Below are 18,624 nucleotides of genomic sequence, written 5' to 3' on the forward strand. Positions count from 1 at the left end.
GCCGTACCAGGCCCGGCACCCGGGGTGTTCGCGTATCCCGGTGGCGCCGACCTCTTGACCCGCCTTCGCGGCGGCGCGTACAACTGCACTCGCCACTGGCAGAAAACGGTTACTACCCTATTACTACAAGGGAAAGGTCCCTCACGATGAGAGCTTCGGGAGAGCGGGCCCGCCGGGAAGTGCTCAAGGGCGCGGCCGCCGGTGCCGGGCTGGTCGCGGCGGGCATCGTCACATCGCGCCCCGCGTACGCCGCCGACAGCCGACCGCACCGCCCGGAGAGCGTGACCGCCCGCATGGGCAGCACCTCCATCACCCTGTCGGTCAGCACCCGCGGGGCTCTCCACTGGTCCGCCCGGCGCGACGGCCGGACGGTGATCGGCACCTCCGCCCTCGGCATCCGGCTCGCCGACGGCACCGTCCTCGGCAGTGACGTCAGGGTGATCCGCGAGCGGCATCGCGCGCACCGCTCCACCTGGACCCCGGTCTACGGGCGCAACGCGAGCGTCACCGACCACTACCAGGAGCAGCGCTGGGACTTGAGGGACCAGGCCACGGGCACGCGCTTCGGCGTGCAGGTCCGCGCCTACCGGACCGGCGTCGCCCTGCGCTACCTCCTCCTCGACGCCGACACTGCGGCCACCGCCACCATCACCGACGAGCTGACGACCTTCGTCTTCCCGGACGGCACCACCGTCTACAGCGCCCGTGACGAGAACGCCTACGAGCCGGTGGCCCCGGGTTCCCTACCCGTCACCGGGACCGCCACCACGGACAACGGCCCGCTCACCGACCTCCCCCTGACCGCCACGCTCTCCAACGGTTTCATCGCCTGCGTCTGCGAGTCCGCGCGCATCGACTACCCGCGCCTGATGCTCGGTTCGGTCGCCGGTGAGCCGAACGCCCTCTCCGCCTTCCTCATGGAGCACACCGCCCGGGGCACCGGCCCGGTGGAGACGGCCTCCACCGTCGCCACGCCCTTCGCCACACCGTGGCGGGCCGTCGTCATCGGCGCCACCCACGCCGAACTCGTCGACAACGCCGAGCTGGTGCTGAGCCTGGCCCCGCCGAACGCCCTCCCCGACCCCTCCTGGATCAAGCCGGGCAAGGTCTTCCGCTGCGAGCTCACCACCGCGGCCGGACTCGCGGGCGTCGACTTCGCCGTGGCCCGGGGGCTGGAGTACATCGAGTACGACGCCGGCTGGTACGGCCCGGAGTTCACGACGCCCGACGCGACCCGCCCGATCGCCGCGATCGACCTGCCGTCCGTCATCTCGTACGCCACGGGCAAGGGCATCGGGGTCTTCCTCTACGTCAACCGGCTGGCGCTGACCGACGCGGACTCCCTCCTCGGCCTCTACAAGAGCTGGGGCGTGCGGGGCATCAAGCTCGGGTTCATCAACGACGGCACCCAGTCGATGACCGGCCAGATCATCGACTGGGCGATGACGGCCGCGAAGTACGAGCTGCTGATCGACATGCACGACGACGTCCGGCCGTTCGGCTACGAGCGGACCTGCCCGAACTGGATCAGCCTGGAGGGCGTGCGCGGCAACGAGCAGTTCCCGACCGCCACGCACAATGTGACGCTGCCGTTCGCCCGCAACATCGGCGGCCCGATGGACTACACGATCTGCTACGGCCAGTCCCGCGACAAGACGACCAACGCCCACCAGATGGCCATGGCCGCCGTCTACTACCAGCCCCTCAACTTCCTCTTCTGGTACGACAAGCCGTCCAAGTACGGCAACCCGGCGAACTGGCCCGGGCTGCCCTGGTTCAACGCCGTCCCCACGACCTGGGACGAGAGCCGCACCCTGGCCGGCTCGATCGGCGAGTACGTCGCCGTGGCCCGCCGCAACGGCTCCACCTGGTACCTCGGCGCGATGACCGACGAGTCGTCGAGGACACTCAGCCTCCCTCTGTCCTTCCTCGGGCGGGGGACGTACACGGCGACGGTCTACGCCGACGGCACCCCGGGTGCGAGCCCGTACCAGACCCCGGTCGTGGTCGGAACCCGGACCGTGACCCGGGCCGACACCCTCGACGTGGCGATGGCACCGGCGGGCGGACAGGCGGTCGTGCTGAAGCCCGCCTGAGGCCGAGGGACGTGGGGTTTTCCCCAGGGTCCGGGTCCACCGACCGGTGGACGGCAGGTTCAACCGAGTACCTCTGTCCGTCAACTGCCCTGTTCAGCAACGCTTTTGGGCATGAACTCATTCTCTGTGCGCGTGGCGCGCTGGAGCGCGCGGCACCCCTGGCGGGCGATCGTCGGCTGGCTGGTGTTCGTGGCGCTGTGTCTGGGGGCCGGCAGTGCCGTCGGCACGAACAGTGCGAAGACGGCGGACTACCGGGTCGGTGAGGCCGGGCGGGCCGAGGCCCTCGCCGCCGAGGCCGAGCTGGAGCGCAGGGCCGCCGAGCAGGTGCTGATCTCCTCCCGTTCGGGCGGTGCTCTCGACCAGGGCGCCGCCCGGGCCGCCGCGAAGGATCTCACCGACCGGATGCGGCGACTGCCCGAAGTGGCGGGCGTGGCCGACCCGTTGTTGTCCGAGGACCGCCGGACCCTGATGGTCGAGGTGTCGCTGAAGGGCGAGGAGCGGGACGCCAAGGACAAGGTCGACACGCTCGTGGCGCAGACCTCGGCGGTGCGCAAGGGCCACCCCGGTCTGCTGCTGGAGGAGACCGGAAGTCCCTCCGTCAGCAAGGGGGTCGACCAGCAGCGCAGTGACGATCTGGCGCTGTCCGAGGCGATCACCCTGCCCGTCACCCTGCTCACGCTGCTGGTCGTGTTCGGGTCGGTGACCATGGCCGGGGTGCCGTTGCTGCTGGCGCTGTCGTCGATCGCGGCGGCGGTCGGTCTGTCGATGGTCGTCTCGCATGTGTCGCCCGACGCCGGGATCGGGACGAACGTCATCCTGATGATCGGCCTGGCGGTCGGCGTCGACTACACGCTCTTCTATCTCAAGCGCGAGCGGGAGGAACGGGCCCGCTCCGGCGGACGGCTGTCCTCCGAGGCGCTGGTGGAGCTGGCCGCCGCGACCTCGGGCCGGGCGGTCGTGGTCTCCGGGATGGCGGTGGTCGCCTCCACGGCGACGCTGTATCTCGCCGCCGACGTGATCTTCTCGTCCCTCGCGACCGGCACGATCGTGGTCGTCCTGGTGGCGGTGGCGAGTTCGCTGACGGCCCTGCCCGCGCTGCTCGTCAAGCTCGGGCAGCGGGCGGAACGCCGGGCGCGGCGGCGGGCCGAGCGCGGCAAGCCCGTACGCCGGGTGCGGGGTGAGCGGGGCGGCGGCCGGGTGTGGAGTGCCCTGCTGCGGCCCGCCGCCCGGCATCCCCTGGCCACCCTGTGCGTCTCGGTCCTCGCCCTGCTCGCCCTCGTCGTCCCGCTGGCCGGGCTGAAGATCACCGAGATGAGCCGGGACACCCACTCCCGCGACATCCCGGCGATGCGGGTGTACGACCGGCTCAACGAGGCGTTCCCGGAGCAGCGGGTGACCCATCAGGTCGTCGTACGCGCCGACGCCGCGCGGTCGGCGGAGGTCGTCGCCGCCCTGCGGCAGGTGGCCGGGCGGGCGGATGGCGACCGGCTGTTCACCGGGGCGTCGCGGATCCGGACCTCGGCCGACGACCGCACCAGCACCCTCGAACTGAAGGTGCCGTACCTCGGCAACTCCGACGAGGCCTACGACTCCCTCGACCGGCTCCGGGACGACTTCCTGCCCGCGACCGTGGGCCGGATCGGCGGCGCCGAGTACGGCGTGAGCGGCGACGTCGCCCGCTACGCCGACTATCCCGCCCACCAGAACGGCAAACTGCCCCTGGTCCTCGGCGCGTTGCTGCTGGTGACGTTCGCGATGACCGTGTACGCCTTCCGCTCGGTCGTGCTCGGACTGCTCGGCGTCGTCCTGAACCTGCTGTCCGCGGCGGCGGCGCTCGGGCTGCTGGTGCTGGTCTTCCAGGGGACGTGGGCCGAGGGCCTGCTGGACTTCGACTCCACCGGGTCGATCGGGTCGCGGGTGCCGCTGTTCCTGTTCGTGATCCTCTTCGGACTGTCGATGGACTACCAGGTGTTCGTGGTCAGCCGGATCAGGGAGGCGGCGCTCGCGGGCGTGCCCACGCGGCAGGCGGTGCTGGACGGGATCCGTTCCTCGGCGAGCGTGGTGACCAGTGCCGCGGTCGTGATGACGACGGTATTCGCCAGTTTCGTCTTCCTGCACATCATCGAGATGAAGCAGATCGGCTTCGTCCTGGCGGCGGCCGTGCTGATCGACGCGTTCGTGGTGAGGGTGATGATCCTGCCGGCGGCGATGCTGCTGCTGGGCGAGTCGAGCTGGTGGCCCTCGCGCGCGGTGCGGCGGGCGCTCGCCGTCCCGGAGAAAAGGTCCTCCTCCCGTCCGGCGGTCGACGTACGTTGATCGGCATGACCGCATCCGCCGGCTCCACCGCCGACGTCTTCTGGACCACGACGCTGCGTCGCTGGAACGCGGTGTGCTGGCTGCTGTTCGCCGTGATCGCCGTCGGGTCGACCGCCGGCGACCGGCCCGGCGGGAGCAAGTACGCGGCGCTGGTCCTGCTGGGCGCGGTGATGGTGTCCTACGCGGTGCTGTACCGCTTCCCGGCCAACCCCGTCGTACGGCCGCACGTGTATCTGTCGGTGCTGGTGGTCGCGCTGGGCGGGCTGGCCTGTCTGCGGGACAACTACGGGGCGCTGTTCATGGTGACGCTGCCGCACTACTGGCTGTTCGGGCGGACGCCGAGGGCCTCGGTGGTGTTCCTGGGGCTCGCCGCGGCCGCGACCCTGGCCGCGAGCGTGCTGCGGCAGGACGGCTGGACGGTGGAGTTCTTCACCGAGACGCTCCTCTCCACGGTGCTCGTCGTCGGCGTGGGGGTGCTGATCGGGCTGTGGGCGCATTCGGTGGTGAGGCAGAGCGCCGAGCGGGCCCGGCTCATCACCGAACTGGAGGAGACCCAGGCCCGGTTGTCCGAGGCGCATCAGCGGCAGGGCGCGGCGGACGAGCGGGAGCGGCTGGCGCGGGACATCCACGACACCCTCGCCCAGGGCTTCGCTTCGATCATCGTGCTCGCCGAGGCGGCCCGGGCCGGGCTCGACTCCGCACCGGCCCGCAGCGCCCAGCAGTTGCGGTCGATCGAGTCCACCGCCCGGGAGAACCTCGCCGAGGCGCGGGAACTGGTCGGCTCGCCCCAGCGCCCCGGCCAGGCGGCGGCGGGTTCGGTGGCCCAGACCCTGCGCCGCACCCTGGACCGTTTCGCCGAGGACACCGGCCTCACCGTCGACGCCGAGTTGGAGGACCTGGAGTGCGACCAGCAGACCCGGATCGCGCTGCTGCGCTGCACCCAGGAGTCGTTGGCCAACGTGCGCAAGCACGCCCGCGCCTCCACGGTCGGCGTGGTGCTGGCCCGGCAGCCGGACGGTGTGGAGCTCGAGATCACCGATGACGGGACCGGGTTCGTGGTGGCCGAGTCGTCGGGCTTCGGCCTGGACGGCATGCGCAAACGGCTGGCGGAGCTGGGCGGGAGGCTGACGGTGACGAGTTCGGTGGGGGACGGGACGCGGGTGCTGGCGCTGATACCCCTGACGGCCGAAGCGAGAGAGGCCTCCGCATGACCGACGGACCGCTGCGGATCATCGTGGTCGACGACCACACCGTCATGCGGGCGGGGGTGGTGGCCCTGCTCGCCTCCGAGTCCGGCATCGAGATCGTCGGCGAGGCGGGCGACGGCCGCGCGGCCCTCGGTCTCGTCGAGCGCCACGAGCCGGATGTCGCCCTGGTCGACCTGCGGATGCCGGTGCTGGACGGGGTGGCGACCACGACCGAGATCGTCGCGCGCTTCCCCCGCACCCGGGTACTGATCCTGACGACGTACGACACGGACGCGGAGATCGAGCGCGCGGTGGAGGCCGGGGCGATCGGCTACCTGCTGAAGGACACCACCCGTGAGCAATTGGCCGACGCGATCCACGCGGCGGCGCGCGGCGAGACCGTGCTGGCGCCCCGGGTCGCCGAACGCCTCGTCGCCCGCATGCGCCAGCCCGCCCAGATCCCGCTCACGGCCCGCGAGGCGGACGTCCTGAACGCGGTCGCGGACGGGCTGACCAACGCCGAGATCGGCCGCCGCCTCGTCATCGCCGAGGCCACGGTGAAGACGCATCTGCTGCGGCTGTTCGCCAAGCTCGACGTCAACGACCGCACGAGGGCGGTGGTGGTGGCGATGGAACGGGGGCTGCTGGACCGGCCCTGAGCCGTCACGACCCGATGTCCACGACCCGGGCCCAGTCCGGCGGTGAGTCCGGGACGTACTCGGGGTCGGACTCGTCGTAGGAGTGGTCCTCGTGGCGGCGTGGGAAGAGGCCCACGACCGTGCGGCACGGAGGCCGGGTGCCCGGCCAGGGCGTCTGGCCGTCGGTGAGGGCCACGATGACGTCCGGGGCCGGGCGGGAGCGCAGGGCGCGGGTGAAGCCGGCGCGCAGGTCCGTGCCGCCGCCGCCCGTCAGGGGGATGCCCTCGGCGCGGCAGAGGCGGCGGGCGATCCCGGCCGAGGCGTCGCAGGGCACCACGGTGACGAGGTCGCGGCGTCCGCCCACGGCCCGGGCGATCGCGGCGACTTCCAGGAGCGCGCTGCCGAGTTCGGCGTCGCTGACCGAGCCGGAGGTGTCGATGATGACCGATACCCGGGGCGGGCGGCGTCTCAGGCTCGGGAGGACGACGCCGGGCAGACAGACCGAGCGCCGGGCCGGGCGGCCGTAGGTGTAGTCCTCGCCCGCGCCGGGGCCGGACGCGGCCGAGCGGACCGCCGCACCCAGCAACTCCCGCCAGGGCTGGGGTGGGTGAAAGGCCTCCTCCGCCCAGCGCCGCCAGCCCTGCGGGGCGTTGCCGGGGCGGCCGGTGATGCCCTGCGCCACCCGGAAGCGGACGGCGTCCCGTTCCTGCTCGCTCAGGCCGTGCGCGCCGTCCGGGCCGAGTTCCCACTCCCGGCCCAGTCCGTCGGCGCCGCTCCCGCAGTCCAGCCAGGCCAGGTCCTGCATGCGCGGGCCGAGGCTGAACTGCCGGAGGTACTCCTCCATCAACTCGCCCTCCGCCAGCCCCAGATCACCCGGTTCGACGACTCCCTCGGGGCGGGCCAGGCCGTCGCCGTAGACGTCGTCGTTGATCTCGAAGTCCGCGGCGATGTTCATCCGCAGCCGCTCCCCCGGTCCGCTCAGGCCCCGTTCCCGAGCGACCCGGTCGCTGCGGCCGTGGTGGTCGCGCAGCAGGTGCGACACCTCGTGCACCCACACACCGGCCAGTTCCTCGACGGGCGTACGGTCCACGAACACCGGCGAGACGTAGCACCGCCAGTGCCGGTCGACGCCCATCGTCGGCACCCGGCGCGACTCCACGACGTGCAGGGCGAACAGGGCCGTCGCGAGGTAGGGGCGGACGCGGGCGGCGTGCAGACGGGCGGCGAAGAGCTTGCCCTGGTCGAGGGTTCCCGTCTCCGTCGTCATCGGCCCGCCTTCGCCGTCGTCCGGGCCGCCGCACGGTCCGCCCGGCCGGACAGGGACACGACCCCGGCGAGGCGCTCGATCGCCGCCGGCACGTCCCAGTCCTCCCGGCGCAGTGCGGCGAGCGTGGTCGCGGGGACGACCACGACGTCCGGGGGCCCGCTCTCGACCGCCTTGACCAGCAGGGCCCACGCCGCGTCCCAGCGGGGCCGCTCCGGGCGGCTGCGGACCGCGGCGACGACAGCGTCCAGCGCGGCCTGGCGCAGATCGCCCCGCTCGGGCAGGACCGCTCCGGCCGGGTCGGCCAGCAGGGTCTCGGGGTCCGGGAGGTCCATCCGGTCCAGGCTCGCCAGCAGTTCGAGGCCCGGACCGTCCCCGACGGTGCCCCGGACCAGCAGGGAGAGCACATCGCGGGAGGATCCTGCCGCGGTGGCGAAGGCGATCAGGTGCAGCGTCATCTCCCAACTGCGGGGCGACGGCCAGGCCCCGCCCCGGCGGGTCTCTCCGCTGGGCAGCCGGTGCACGAGCCCGGGGCGTGCGGTGAGCAGCTCGCACACGGCACGGCGGGCGAAGGCCACGGCCTCCGGCAGCCTCCCGGGATCGAGCCGGGGCAGGGTCGCCCGGGGCCAGGTCCCGCCGAGGCCGCGGACGACGACCTCGGTGTCGTGCGTCCACTGGAGGTGGACGAAGCGGTTGGCGAGCGGCGGGCTCAGTTCCCAGCCGTCGGCGGCCGAGGAACGCGGGTTGGCGGCGGCCACGATCCGCACGCCGGGCGGCAGCCGCAGCGCGCCGATCCGCCGCTCCAGCACCAGCCGGAGCAGGGCTGCCTGGACGGCGGGCGGCGCGGTGGACAGTTCGTCGAGGAAGAGCAGTCCCCGGCCGGCCCGCACCAGGCGTACCGCCCAGTCCGGCGGGGCCATGGGCACACCCTGTTCGGCGGGGTCGTCGCCGACAATCGGCAGCCCCGAGAAGTCGGACGGCTCGTGCACGCTCGCGATCACCGTGGTCAGCGGCAGGTCCAGGGCGGCGGCGAGCTGGTTCAGGGCGGCCGTCTTGCCGATGCCCGGCTCTCCCCACAGCAGTACGGGCAGATCAGCGGCCACGGCCAGGGTGAGGGCTTCCAGTTGGGTGTCGGGGCGGGGCTCGGTGGTGGTGTCGCGGAGAAGGGTCAGCAGGTCGGCCGCGACATCGAGTCGGGCGGTGGTGTCGGCCATGGGCGAGTTGCGTGTGAGCATGTGTGATCACCTGTGGGTCTGGTGGGCTGAAAGGTCCGGGGCAGAAAGGCCCTTGGTCACATGTGGCGGGGGTGCGGGCCGTGGCCGCGGGAGCGGCGGCGGTCCCAGGGGCGCAGGCTGCCGGGCGAGGGCCCGTCCAGGCCCGCCCGGAAGAGCCCGTAGGCGATCCGCCGCCGCGCGGCCGTCTCCAGCGCGTCCCGCAGCGGGCCGTCGCGCAGCACCGCTTCGGGGCCCAGCAGGCTCTCCACGGCGGCCAGCGCCCCGGTGACGTCGCCGTGCCGGAGGCGTTCACGCACGCCGACGAGGCAGTCGGGGCGGCGGTGTGCCCGGTCGATGGCCTGGAGACAGGGCAGGGGTGGTCCGCCCAGGGCGGCCAGCAGTTCCTCGCGCCGGATCTCGTCCGGGGCGTGGTCCAGCGCGGCCAGGGCGCCGCCGACCAGGCCGATGGTGTGCCGGGTTCCCCGGCAGTCCACCTGCCGTGGATCCCCCGCCTCGTCGCGCACCCCGGAGGTGCCGGTCCGTTCCACGCCCAGGGCCGAGGCGACCAGCGGATGCAGCCGCCCGGGGTCGATCGCCCCGGCCCCGAGCAGCTCCAGGTCGGGCAGCACCCAGGTCGCCGCGTCGGGCAGGACGGGCAGTGCGGGGTCGGGGGCGTGCGACGTCACCACGGCGGTGCCGTCGGACACGTCCAGAACCAGCCGGTCGCGCGCCCCGAGGCGGACACCGACCCGGCCGGCCGGCCGCCCCTCGGCCCGCAGCAGGATCTCCGCCTCGGCCGCCCACCGGTCGACGGCGCGGCGATGGCCCTGCGGCAGCGGCCCGGGCGCCGAACGACCGTCCGTGTCAGGAAGATCCGCCCCCGCCCGCACCCGCAGCTCCCCCGCCCGGCGCGCATCCCACAGATGCCGGTGCAGGTCGAGACGGAACCGTCTGCTGGGGCGGGGATGCGGATGACGCCGGTCGGTCGCGTCCGACGCGTCCCACAGGGCGAGGCCGATCCGCTGACCGGCGTCGGCCCGGGCCGGTGGTGTCCGCACCACGAGGTGCAGCGGTGTCGCGCCCGTGGTGTCGTACCGGGCCAGGCCGATGGTCAGCCCCGGCCGCAGCAGCCCGTCGGGGGCGATCCTCGGCAGGTGCCAGCGCAGCAGGTCGGGGGCCAGGTGCCGCAGGTCGGCCCGGAGCCGGGCGGCGAGTTCCCGGCCGTGGGACCGGGCCACGGCACGTGGCTGGAGGTCGACGTCGATACCGGCGGCGGCGCACGCACCCGCCCAGTCACCGGCATGCCGCCGGGCCGTCGCGGTCTCGATCATGGAGGGCGGCACGGCGAACTCGCGCACGCGCGGCCAGAAGGAAGTCGGCCTTGGGGAAGGCGGGGAGCTCCCGTTCGCGGTGGGGGTGAGCATCAGCACTCACCTGGCGCGGACGGGACCCCCAATCTGTCCATGCAGGAGGTCGTCATCGCGGCGATGCTAGCGGCCCCCGCACCCTCGCGCAGCCGAATATCCGCAGCCTCAGACGACATGCGACTCGGGCCGGAACTCCGCCCCCGCCCGGAAGCGGTCGGTGCTGAGCGGGCCGACGTCGACGCAGGGTGTCCGGTCCAGGTACAGGTCGCGGACGATCTCCCCGACCGCCGGGGCCTGCAGGAAGCCGTGACCGGAGAACCCGGTGGCGTAGAGGAAGTTGACGACCTCGCCGGAGCGGCCGATGAGCGCGTTGTGGTCGGGGGTGACCTCGTAGAGCCCGGCCCAGCCGCGCGCCGTGTCCATGTCGGCGAGGTCGGGGGCGCGGTGGCGTACGACGTCGCGGAAGAGCTCCAGCCACCCGGGGGTCCAGGTGGTGTCGAAGCCGTCCGGCTCGGCGGGGTCGGCCAGGCCGAAGAGGAGGCCGTCGTCGCTGTTGTGGAAATACGCCGAGGACGAGAAGTCGATGGTGAAGGGGATGCGCGGGGCGGGGGGCGTGAGGGGGACGGTGAAGGCCAGTTGGCGGCGGACCGGCCGGACGGGGAGGGGGACGCCGGCCAGGTCGCCGATCCGTGCCGACCAGGCTCCGGCGGCGCAGACGACCGTGGCGCAGTCGATCCGTCCGCGGTCGGTGTGCACGGCCGTGACCCGGTCGCCGGTGGTGTCGAGGCCGGTGACCGCGGTGTGGGTGGCGAGGACGACACCGGCCCGGGCGGCCGCACGCGCGTAGCCCTGGACGACCAGTGCGGGCCGGGCGTGGCCGTCGGCGGGCGAGTGGGCGGCCGCCACCAGCCCGTCGGTGCTGACGTAGGGACACAGGCGGCGGGCCTCTTCGGGGCCGGTCATGCGGCTGGGGACGCCGAGGGAGTTCTGCAGCCGGACGGCGGCCTCGAAGTCGGCGGCCTGCCGCTCGGTGGTGAGCAGGAAGAGGTAGCCGACGGTGTCGAGGCGGATGTCGGCGCCGGGGCGATCCTGGAAGTCCCGGAAGGCGCGCAGACTCCGGTCGCCCAGTTCGATGTTGAGCGGGTCGGAGAAGTGCGCCCGTACGCCGCCGATCGGTTTGCCCGAGCTGCCGCAGCCCAGCTCGCCGCGCTCCACGACGACGATGTTCCGCACCCCGGCCTCGGCCAGGTGGAAGGCGATGCTCGTGCCCATCACACCGCCGCCGATGATCACGACGTCGGCGGTGCGGGGGACGGTGGGGTAGACGGGTGAAGTGGTCAACGGGCCATCCCTTCACAGTGCTCTACATGGCTGTCTGCATCCACAGCACGAGGTGCCAGTCCTGGTCGTTGGCGAGGGGGTCGGCGGTGTGGGCGGCCCTGCCGTCGACGGTCGAGGGCAGGACGAAGGCGCAGGTGGCGGAGCCGTCCTCGCGGTAGTTGGCCAGGTTGGCGCGCCATATCGCCTCGGCGAGACGGTCGGTGTGCGCGGTGCGCAGGGCGGCCGGCAGGCGGTCGAGGGTGGCGGCCGTGAGGGCGCTCCAGTAGTGCGGGAAGACATCGCCCCACAGCCGGTTGGCGCCGAACCAGTAGCCGTCCCAGTGCCGGACGGCCACGCCGTGCAGCCGGGCGTGGGGCTGGGGGCCGCCGAAGGACAGCAGCCAGGGCAGCCGTTCGGCGGCGGCGTCCAGGAAGCCGGGCTCGCCGGTGAGGGTGTGGGCGTCGACGAGCAGGTCCAGCAGGGGAGCCACGATGGACTGCTCGTAGTTGACCTCGTGGGCGGGGAGACGCCTGCCCATGCGGATGAACTCCCGTGCACTGTCGACCAGTTGATCACGCAGCCGGTCCGCCCGGTCCACGCCGCCCGTGGCGTCGAGGGCGGAACAGACGGCCAGAGTCGTCGGGGAGAGGCCGATGGACAGGTGCCCGGCACCGCCGAGTTCGAAGCTCCGCTCCAGGATGCGGGCGGCCAGGTCCAGCTCGTCCTCCCGGCCGGTGGCGGCATGCCGGTCGTGGAAGAACCGGGCCAGCCACGGGGTGTCGTACAACCGGGGCCCGGTGTGCCAGTGCTGCGAGCCGCGGCGCGGGGCGGCACTGTCGTCGAGCAGATGCCGGCGGGCGAAGCGGGACCAGCCGTCCAGCAGCGGCCCGGTCTCCTCCGGGTCCGCCCAGCCGCGGGCCGTGGCCGTCTGGAGCAGCAGCGGCATGGCGATCCGCTCGGAGCCGTCCGTCCAGTCCGCCCAGCCGTTGGCCGCCTGGGTCAGGCCGGTCCGGGTGTCCACCGGCACGAAGGCGTGGGCGAGCAGCCCGGGCCGCTCCCGGGCCCGCTGGTACCGCGTGACGTAGGCGACCCGGCGCCGTACGACCTCTTCGAGCGGCAGGTGGAACAGCACCTCGGTGCGGGCCCCGTCGCCGAGGTCCAGGGTGTAGCTGCCGTGGCGGGAGGCCTGGACGCGGTGGCGGCCGGCGGTCTCCTCCTCGACCTTCACGCCCGGGTCCGGGCTGCTCACGGAAGGGGCCTCGACGACGATCGGCTCGCCGAGTTCGGCGGCGTACGCGGACAGCACCGCCGGTGGCCGGGTCGCGGCGGTGAACTCCGCGACCGACGCGTACCAGCCCAGCTCCCAGGTCAGGGTGTACGACTCCCCGGCCGCCAGGCGCAGTTCCGGCTGGCCGCCGAACGCCTCCGGGTTGCGCGCCCGGTCCGTGACCAGCAGGACCAGGTGGCCACGGGCGTTGGAGTGCGAGTTCAGGTTGCGCGACTCGACGGAGTACGCCCCGAGGGCCCCCTCCCGCACGATCAGGCCCAGGCAGCGCCCCTGCCCGGACATCGGCTGCGCCAGTGCCCACGCCCAGGTCCCGCCGGTGAACAGGTGTGCGTGGACGGCCCGTTCCAGGGAGTGCTCGGCACCGTCGTACAGGTCGGCGAACGGGGTCTGGACGCCGAGTCCGGTGACGGTGAGCGGCTCCCCGGCGGTGTTCTCGAGGGTGTACGACTCGCGCAGCACGTCCTCGTGCACGGCCCGGCGGACGACCAGGCGCACCCCGGGCAGCGGCACATGCACCGCCTCCGGCCCGGCCTCCGTGAACCGCAGTTCGGCGGGGGTGTGCCAGCGGGCTCCGCCGCGGTCGGTGACCAGGTGTCCGGAGCCCCACTGGTGCTCGACGGAGTGCCAGGGGGTGGCAACGTCGTCCAGGAGGAACCGGCGTACGGGGTCGTCGCCGTCCGCGAACTGTGCGGGGGCGCCGGTGGCCTGGTCGAGGAGGGCGTGCCCCGGGCCGAAGACCAGGGATTCCGGGATGCGGGAGTGCGGCACGGAGGTGACCCTTCCACGGGGCGATCGTCGAGGCGGGTGCGACCCGATCACAAACGGCGCCATTGAACCGGGTGGTGGGGGTGTTGCCAAGAGGGCCGGGGCGCACGCCCTCACCGGACTTTGCCATCTCTTTACAACCTGCCCCGCGGCCGCATCGTCTCTCCGCACGACCCGTCACCCACCCCGCCGACCATCGGGCGGGACCGACGAAGGAGAGCGATTCCATGCGCCGAACCGTCCTGAGCGCCCTGGCCCTCGCGGGCACCGCCGTACTGCTGGGCACCGGGCCCGCGTTCGCCGACGGGGGCAAGACCCCGAGCCCGGTCCAGTCGGCCACCCCGGCCGGCACCCCCCAGCCGGCCGAGGACGCCGAACCGGCGGCCAGTGCCGAACCGACCCGCGCACCGGACAGCACGCGCCCGGCCCCGAAGCCCGAACCGACCCGGGCACCGGCCGAGGACCAGGTCTCCGTCCGGCCGGGCGGCGCGCCCGACACCGGTGTGACCCAGACGTCCTCGTCCTCCGGGAGCGACGGCACGGCGATCGGCGCGGGCGCCGCCGCGGCATTCGCGCTGGGCGGCGGAGCGGTCTTCGTCGTTCGCCGCCGCCGGGCGACCGGGGCATGACCGCGTTCTCCAGGCGCGCGTTCACGACCGCGGCACTGGCGTCCCTGCTGACGGCGTGCGGGAGCGACGGGAGCACCGAACGACAGCCGAAGCCCCGGGCGGTTCCGGCCAAGGGGGCGCGTCCCCTGGCCCGTTCCGCTCCGGTCCGGCTGCTCGTCCCGGCCATCGGCGTCGACACGCCGGTCATCCGGCTGGGCCTGGCACCGGACGGCACGGTGGAGGTGCCGCCGATCACGGCGGACGACCGGGCGGGCTGGTACCGGCACTCGCCGACCCCCGGCCGGACCGGGCCGTCGGTGATCCTCGGCCACGTCACGGTCGGGAAGTACGGCGACGGCGTCTTCCGCCGTCTCGACCGGCTGCGCCGGGGCGACCGGATCGTGGCGCGCCTGGAGAACGGCACCGCGGCGGAGTTCGCCGTCACGGCCGTACGGACCACCCCGAAAACCGACTTCCCGGCGGACGACGTCTACGGGAACGTGGACCGCCCGGAGCTGCGGCTGATCACGTGCGGCGGAGCGCGTACCGGCGACGGATACGCGGACAACGTGATCGTCTTCGCCGCGCTGAGCGGCGCGGAGTCCCCGACCCCTGGAGAGCGTTGAAACGGTCCCGCGAGAAGGCAGCGTCCGAACTGTTCGCCGCCCTCTACCCGCGCCTCGCCGGCTGGTGCCGCCGGCTCGTCGACGACGACGGGACGGCACACGAGATCGCCTCGGAGGCGTTCACCCGGCTCTGGGCCCGCTGGACGTCCGTGGAGGAGCCCCGCGGCTTCCTCTACGTCACCGCGGCCAACCTCGTCCGGGACCACTGGCGCAAACTGGAGCGGGAGCGCCGGGCCATGCACCGCGTCACCTCGGAGGTCGCCGTACGGCCCCACCCCGAGCAGGCCGACCCGTCGGTGCGCCTGCTCGTCCAGTCGCTCCCGGAACGACTCCGCGTGCCGATCCTCCTCCACTACTACGCTGACATGCCGATCCGGGAGGTGTCCGCACTGACCGGGCGCAAGGAAGGAACCGTCAAGGCCGACCTGCACGCGGCCCGGGAACTGCTCCGCGTCCACCTGAGGAGAAGCCTTGACCACACGCCTTGACGACGTCCCGGGCGACCCGGAGTCCGGCCCCGACGACCCCCTCGCCGTGATCCTGCGTCCCTCCTCCCCCGCCTACCTGGGCGCGCCGCCCGGCCAGTACGAGGCGATCCGCCGCAGGGCGACCCGCCGGCGCCTCCTGCGCACCGCGGCCGGAGCCGGCGTGTGCTGTGCCGTGGCCGCCCTCATCGCGCTCCCCCTGCGCTTCACGGCCCCGGACCGCCCCGCCTCCCCGACGGTCCCGATGGCCCCGCCCCCCGCGACCACGCCCCTTCCCACCCCGCCCTCTTCACCCTCCCCTTCCCCGTCCGCGTCGTCCTCCGCGCCGGCCTCGGCGCCGTCCTCCGTATCCGATGCCCCGGCCCCCGACACGACCAGCGCGCGCACGGACGACCCGCGCGACACCACACGCCCGACGGCCGTGCCCCGCGTCCCGTCGGCCACACCGACCCCGGCGCGAGACGTCCCGTCGGCCCGGCCGAGCACGGTTCAGAGGTCGGCCACCAGCAGCCGGTAACCCACGTCGACGGCGTCGAGCGTGAGCAGCTCGGCGTGCCGGGCCTGCCAGCGGCCGCTCGTCAGGTCGTCCGCGAGCCGGGCCAGGCCGGGGGCGAGGACGTCGTCGCCGGTCTGGGCGAGCAGGGAGATCCCCGCGCGTACCCGCGGGTCGAGGTAGGCGTGGGGGCGGCGCCAGTGCGCGGCGGCGAAGCCGTCCGTGCAGTCGTGGGGGACGGGGACCGGTTCCCGGCGCGCTCCGCCGAGCAGGCCGGCCAGCCGGTCGACGGGGAGGGCGCGGGTGTCGTCGAAGGCGGCTGCCTCCGGCAGGTACTCCCGGACGAGCCAGAACCGCTCGCGGAAGACGTCCTGGTCCCACGTCAGGACGACGACGCGACGGCGGGCGACCCGGCACAGTTCCCTGATTCCGGCCGCCTGGTCGGACCAGTGGTGGACGGTCAGCAGTGCCATGGCGGCGTCGACCGCTCCGTCGCGCAGCGGCAGGCGCTCCGCGACCGCCCGCACGGCGGGCGCGGCCCCCGGCGGCCGCTGGGCGACCATGACCTGACTGGGCTCCACCGCGAGCACCGTCCCCGGCGGTTCGTACGCCCCGGCGCCCGCCCCGACGTCGAGAACATCACTGACATCGCCGAGCGCGGCATGCACCTGCGCGGCGATCCGCGGGTCGGGGCGCCGGGTCCGGGCGTAGGTCGCGCCGATCGTGTCATAGGTGACCATAAGGGTCAGCATGCCCCTGCCGCCTTACCCGCACCGCCACTTCGCTCTCCTCGGTCTCCCACCAAGGCCGGACCAGCCCGCCCGGAGCGGCGAGTTCACCGTCGAGGCGGCGGTCCAGTACGGCCGTCCGGGCGCGCTCCGCGCGGACCCACTGGGCGAGGATCGCCAGCAGGAAGGGGACGGCGACCAGTTCGGCGATGCCCAGCATGGCGCCACCGCCGATCTGCTGGTCGTGCCGGACGTCGGGGGACCAGGGCGGCGCGTGGTGCAGGTACCACGCGCCCGCGATCAGGGTGCCGTGCGTCATGACCACCAGCCCCGGGAGCGCGTCGACGACACCGTCGAGGAAGACCAGGGCCGCCCGGACGGGGTGGGTGCACCAGGCGGGCAGGGCCTGTTCGCGGGTGAGCACCGGCAGGACGAACAGGCAGCCGGCCGCCAGCAGCTGCAGATACATCAGCTCGTGCAGCCGGCCCACGCGCAGGGCGTTGGCGAAGTACGGAGTGAAGTAGACGGTCAGTTCCGTGGTCAGCACCAGGACCGAGCTGACGAGGGGGAACGTCAGCGTCCGCACCAGCCGTCCGGTCAGGATCCGCCGCACCCGGCGCGCACCGCCCTCCGGCAGCGCCTCGACCGCGAGCCGCAGCGGGTCGCCGAGGGCGAGGCCCAGCGGCGCGAGCAGGTCGAGCCCGGTGTTCTGCACGGCGGCCGGCCAGAACAGCTCATGGTCGTAGACGGCCAGCCCGGACATCGTGGACACGACGATCGCGCCCAACCCGAGGAACACGAAGGCGAGGAGCTGGAGGAGCGACCAGGACCCGCCCCGCCCACGCACCCGCACGACGCCCCAGCCGTACAGCCCGCCCAGCACCCCGACCAGCAACAGCGCGGGAACGTCCGGCTGCCACGACTCCAGCAGCCGCCCGAGGGTCGGCTCCGGCAGATACCCGGCCGACAGTTCACGCATCGCGTCACCCACCGTGCCGTCCCCTTCCCACGCAGACCAGGCAGCGGACGCTAGCCGCCGAAGTTAAGGAAGAGGCTGCGGGCGGTAACCTCGCGGTATGGCATTGGCATGCACCGGCCTTCCGCACTGCTTCCTCTGACGCCGCGGTGAGGACCGCGACGTGAGTCCGTCACGTCGCCGTCCTCGGCGCGCCCGCCACCGACCACCGGTCCGCGGGCGCCGACGACTCACCGTCCACCGCCCGCACGCGGTCCGGCCCGCGCTTCGCCGCGTCGTGCCGCGCCGCGCTCCGAGGAGCCTCGCCATGCCTCCCACGCATCCGGGTACCGGCCGACGCCGCCCGGCCGACCGCCTCCTGACCGTCCTGACCTGCCCGTTGTGCCCGGCAGACCTCGCACACGCCGACGGCGCCCTGCGATGCGCCGACCGGCACACCTTCGACATCGCCCGCCACGGATACGTCAGTCTGCTGACCGGCCACCGCCGTGCCGCGAGCGCCGACTCCGCCGGCATGGTCCGCAGCCGCGCCTCGTTCCTGCGCGCCGGGCACTACGACCCGCTCGCCCGCACCCTCGCGGAACTCGCCACGGAACTGGCCCCGCCCGACGCCACCGTCCTGGACGCCGGGGCAGGCACCGGCCACTACCTGGCGGCGGTCCTGGACGCGCTTCCCGATGCCCTGGGGCTCGGGCTGGACAGCTCCGCCGCCGCCCTGCGCGCCGCGGCCCGCGCCCATGCCCGTGGGGAGGCCGCCGGCTGGGACGTCTGGCGGCCGTGGCCCGTCCGCACCGGCTGCGCCCACCTCGTGCTCAACGTCTTCGCGCCCCGCAACGGGCCGGAGTTCCACCGGGTCCTCCGGCCGGACGGCGCCCTGCTCGTCGTCACGCCCACCGACCGGCACTTGCGCGAACTGCATGACTCCATAGGGCTGTTGGCGGTCGACCCCAGGAAGGAGGAGCGCCTGCGCCGCACTCTGGAGGCCCACTTCGCGCACGACCGCACCGAGCCGCTGGAGTACGTCATGCGCCTCACCGCCGGGGACATCGCCGCTCTGGTGGCCATGAGCCCCACCGCGCACCACGTAGGCGCCACGGAGCTGGGACGCCGTGTCGCGGGGCTGGAGACACCGGTGCGGGTGACCGCGTCGTTCGTCGTGTCGGTGTACAGGCCGACAGCTCACTAGGGGCCAACCCCCAGGCCCTGTGCGGGCGTTCCCCGGTCCGTCCCTGATTCGGGCCGGGGAGCGTTGT

The 18,624-nt window shown here is 73.7% G+C and carries 16 protein-coding genes; 9 read left to right on the forward strand and 7 right to left on the reverse strand.

All coding sequences use genetic code 11. The features are described from left to right. Window positions 1–146 precede the first annotated feature (146 nt). The 4 genes from ACFTZL_RS12260 (at window position 147) to ACFTZL_RS12275 (ending at window position 6,258) form a co-directional block, all read left to right on the forward strand. Window positions 147–2,096 carry a glycoside hydrolase family 97 catalytic domain-containing protein gene (locus tag ACFTZL_RS12260; RefSeq protein ID WP_382580758.1) on the forward strand — a complete coding sequence of 650 codons (1,950 nt, stop codon included), beginning with the start codon at window positions 147–149 and terminating at the stop codon, window positions 2,094–2,096. 111 nt (window positions 2,097–2,207) lie between these two features. Continuing rightward, window positions 2,208–4,412, forward strand: coding sequence for an MMPL family transporter (locus ACFTZL_RS12265; RefSeq protein WP_382580760.1), 2,205 nt, complete (start codon window positions 2,208–2,210; stop codon window positions 4,410–4,412). 5 nt (window positions 4,413–4,417) lie between these two features. After that, window positions 4,418–5,623 (forward strand): sensor histidine kinase, encoded by a 1,206-nt coding sequence (locus ACFTZL_RS12270; RefSeq protein WP_382580762.1) that lies wholly within the window; start codon window positions 4,418–4,420, stop codon window positions 5,621–5,623. Continuing rightward, window positions 5,620–6,258 carry a response regulator gene (locus ACFTZL_RS12275; RefSeq protein WP_382580764.1) on the forward strand — a complete coding sequence of 213 codons (639 nt, stop codon included), beginning with the start codon at window positions 5,620–5,622 and terminating at the stop codon, window positions 6,256–6,258. Before ACFTZL_RS12270 ends, ACFTZL_RS12275 begins: the two co-directional genes overlap by 4 nt. A gap of 4 nt (window positions 6,259–6,262) precedes the next feature. Here ACFTZL_RS12275 and ACFTZL_RS12280 read toward each other — a convergent pair whose 3' ends face one another. From ACFTZL_RS12280 to ACFTZL_RS12300, 5 genes are all read right to left on the reverse strand, one after another. Then, window positions 6,263–7,504 carry a VWA-like domain-containing protein gene (locus ACFTZL_RS12280; RefSeq protein WP_382580766.1) on the reverse strand — a complete coding sequence of 414 codons (1,242 nt, stop codon included), beginning with the start codon at window positions 7,502–7,504 and terminating at the stop codon, window positions 6,263–6,265. Then, a complete protein-coding gene (locus ACFTZL_RS12285) occupies window positions 7,501–8,736 on the reverse strand; it encodes an AAA family ATPase (RefSeq protein ID WP_382580768.1) in 1,236 nt (411 codons plus the stop codon). Before ACFTZL_RS12285 ends, ACFTZL_RS12280 begins: the two co-directional genes overlap by 4 nt. 56 nt (window positions 8,737–8,792) lie before the next feature. Continuing rightward, complete coding sequence (locus ACFTZL_RS12290; RefSeq protein WP_382580770.1) at window positions 8,793–10,139, reverse strand: hypothetical protein; 1,347 nt, start codon at window positions 10,137–10,139, stop codon at window positions 8,793–8,795. 108 nt (window positions 10,140–10,247) lie between these two features. After that, window positions 10,248–11,423: an NAD(P)/FAD-dependent oxidoreductase gene (locus ACFTZL_RS12295; RefSeq protein ID WP_382580772.1), complete on the reverse strand. Its 1,176-nt coding sequence runs from the start codon at window positions 11,421–11,423 to the stop codon at window positions 10,248–10,250. Between the two features lie 22 nt (window positions 11,424–11,445). Then, entirely contained in the window at window positions 11,446–13,458 is a 2,013-nt protein-coding gene (locus ACFTZL_RS12300) for a hypothetical protein (RefSeq protein ID WP_382580774.1), read from the reverse strand. A gap of 224 nt (window positions 13,459–13,682) precedes the next feature. Here ACFTZL_RS12300 and ACFTZL_RS12305 point away from each other — a divergent pair, with 224 nt between their 5' ends. The 4 genes from ACFTZL_RS12305 to ACFTZL_RS12320 are packed head-to-tail and all read left to right on the forward strand — an operon-like array spanning window position 13,683 to window position 15,691. Then, window positions 13,683–14,084, forward strand: a complete 402-nt coding sequence (locus ACFTZL_RS12305; protein ID WP_382580776.1) for a sortase-dependent protein — start codon at window positions 13,683–13,685, stop codon at window positions 14,082–14,084. Continuing rightward, window positions 14,081–14,689, forward strand: a complete 609-nt coding sequence (locus ACFTZL_RS12310) for a class F sortase (RefSeq protein WP_382580778.1) — start codon at window positions 14,081–14,083, stop codon at window positions 14,687–14,689. The genes ACFTZL_RS12305 and ACFTZL_RS12310 overlap by 4 nt, the downstream gene beginning before the upstream one ends. After that, window positions 14,686–15,177, forward strand: a complete 492-nt coding sequence (locus tag ACFTZL_RS12315; protein WP_382580780.1) for an RNA polymerase sigma factor — start codon at window positions 14,686–14,688, stop codon at window positions 15,175–15,177. Before ACFTZL_RS12310 ends, ACFTZL_RS12315 begins: the two co-directional genes overlap by 4 nt. Next, window positions 15,161–15,691 carry a hypothetical protein gene (locus tag ACFTZL_RS12320; RefSeq protein WP_382580782.1) on the forward strand — a complete coding sequence of 177 codons (531 nt, stop codon included), beginning with the start codon at window positions 15,161–15,163 and terminating at the stop codon, window positions 15,689–15,691. The genes ACFTZL_RS12315 and ACFTZL_RS12320 overlap by 17 nt, the downstream gene beginning before the upstream one ends. Here ACFTZL_RS12320 and ACFTZL_RS12325 read toward each other — a convergent pair. Then, window positions 15,664–16,419, reverse strand: a complete 756-nt coding sequence (locus tag ACFTZL_RS12325; protein WP_382580784.1) for a class I SAM-dependent methyltransferase — start codon at window positions 16,417–16,419, stop codon at window positions 15,664–15,666. The two genes, ACFTZL_RS12320 and ACFTZL_RS12325, sit on opposite strands and share 28 nt — an antisense overlap. After that, the gene (locus tag ACFTZL_RS12330; protein WP_382580802.1) at window positions 16,394–17,374 is read right to left on the reverse strand and encodes a cytochrome c oxidase assembly protein; all 981 of its coding nucleotides are present in this window, start codon (window positions 17,372–17,374) and stop codon (window positions 16,394–16,396) included. Before ACFTZL_RS12330 ends, ACFTZL_RS12325 begins: the two co-directional genes overlap by 26 nt. Window positions 17,375–17,678: 304 nt before the next feature. On the opposite strand from ACFTZL_RS12330, the gene ACFTZL_RS12335 reads away from it, so the two are divergent. Then, the gene (locus tag ACFTZL_RS12335) at window positions 17,679–18,557 is read left to right on the forward strand and encodes a putative RNA methyltransferase (RefSeq protein ID WP_382580786.1); all 879 of its coding nucleotides are present in this window, start codon (window positions 17,679–17,681) and stop codon (window positions 18,555–18,557) included. The last annotated feature ends 67 nt before the right edge of the window (window positions 18,558–18,624 follow it).

This window comes from Streptomyces sp. NPDC056948 (assembly GCF_042674225.1).
GTDB lineage: Bacteria > Actinomycetota > Actinomycetes > Streptomycetales > Streptomycetaceae > Streptomyces > Streptomyces purpurascens.

Bases quoted from the DNA above. Each gene is read 5' to 3' on its own strand.
- ACFTZL_RS12260 (WP_382580758.1), top strand. From the start codon at position 147: ATGAGAGCTTCGGGAGAGCGGGCCCGCCGGGAAGTGCTCAAGGGCGCG.
- ACFTZL_RS12265 (WP_382580760.1), top strand. From the start codon at position 2,208: ATGAACTCATTCTCTGTGCGCGTGGCGCGCTGGAGCGCGCGGCACCCC.
- ACFTZL_RS12270 (WP_382580762.1), top strand. From the start codon at position 4,418: ATGACCGCATCCGCCGGCTCCACCGCCGACGTCTTCTGGACCACGACG.
- ACFTZL_RS12275 (WP_382580764.1), top strand. From the start codon at position 5,620: ATGACCGACGGACCGCTGCGGATCATCGTGGTCGACGACCACACCGTC.
- ACFTZL_RS12280 (WP_382580766.1), bottom strand. From the start codon at position 7,504: ATGACGACGGAGACGGGAACCCTCGACCAGGGCAAGCTCTTCGCCGCC.
- ACFTZL_RS12285 (WP_382580768.1), bottom strand. From the start codon at position 8,736: ATGCTCACACGCAACTCGCCCATGGCCGACACCACCGCCCGACTCGAT.
- ACFTZL_RS12290 (WP_382580770.1), bottom strand. From the start codon at position 10,139: ATGCTCACCCCCACCGCGAACGGGAGCTCCCCGCCTTCCCCAAGGCCG.
- ACFTZL_RS12305 (WP_382580776.1), top strand. From the start codon at position 13,683: ATGCGCCGAACCGTCCTGAGCGCCCTGGCCCTCGCGGGCACCGCCGTA.
- ACFTZL_RS12310 (WP_382580778.1), top strand. From the start codon at position 14,081: ATGACCGCGTTCTCCAGGCGCGCGTTCACGACCGCGGCACTGGCGTCC.
- ACFTZL_RS12325 (WP_382580784.1), bottom strand. From the start codon at position 16,419: ATGCTGACCCTTATGGTCACCTATGACACGATCGGCGCGACCTACGCC.
- ACFTZL_RS12330 (WP_382580802.1), bottom strand. From the start codon at position 17,374: ATGCGTGAACTGTCGGCCGGGTATCTGCCGGAGCCGACCCTCGGGCGG.
- ACFTZL_RS12335 (WP_382580786.1), top strand. From the start codon at position 17,679: ATGCCTCCCACGCATCCGGGTACCGGCCGACGCCGCCCGGCCGACCGC.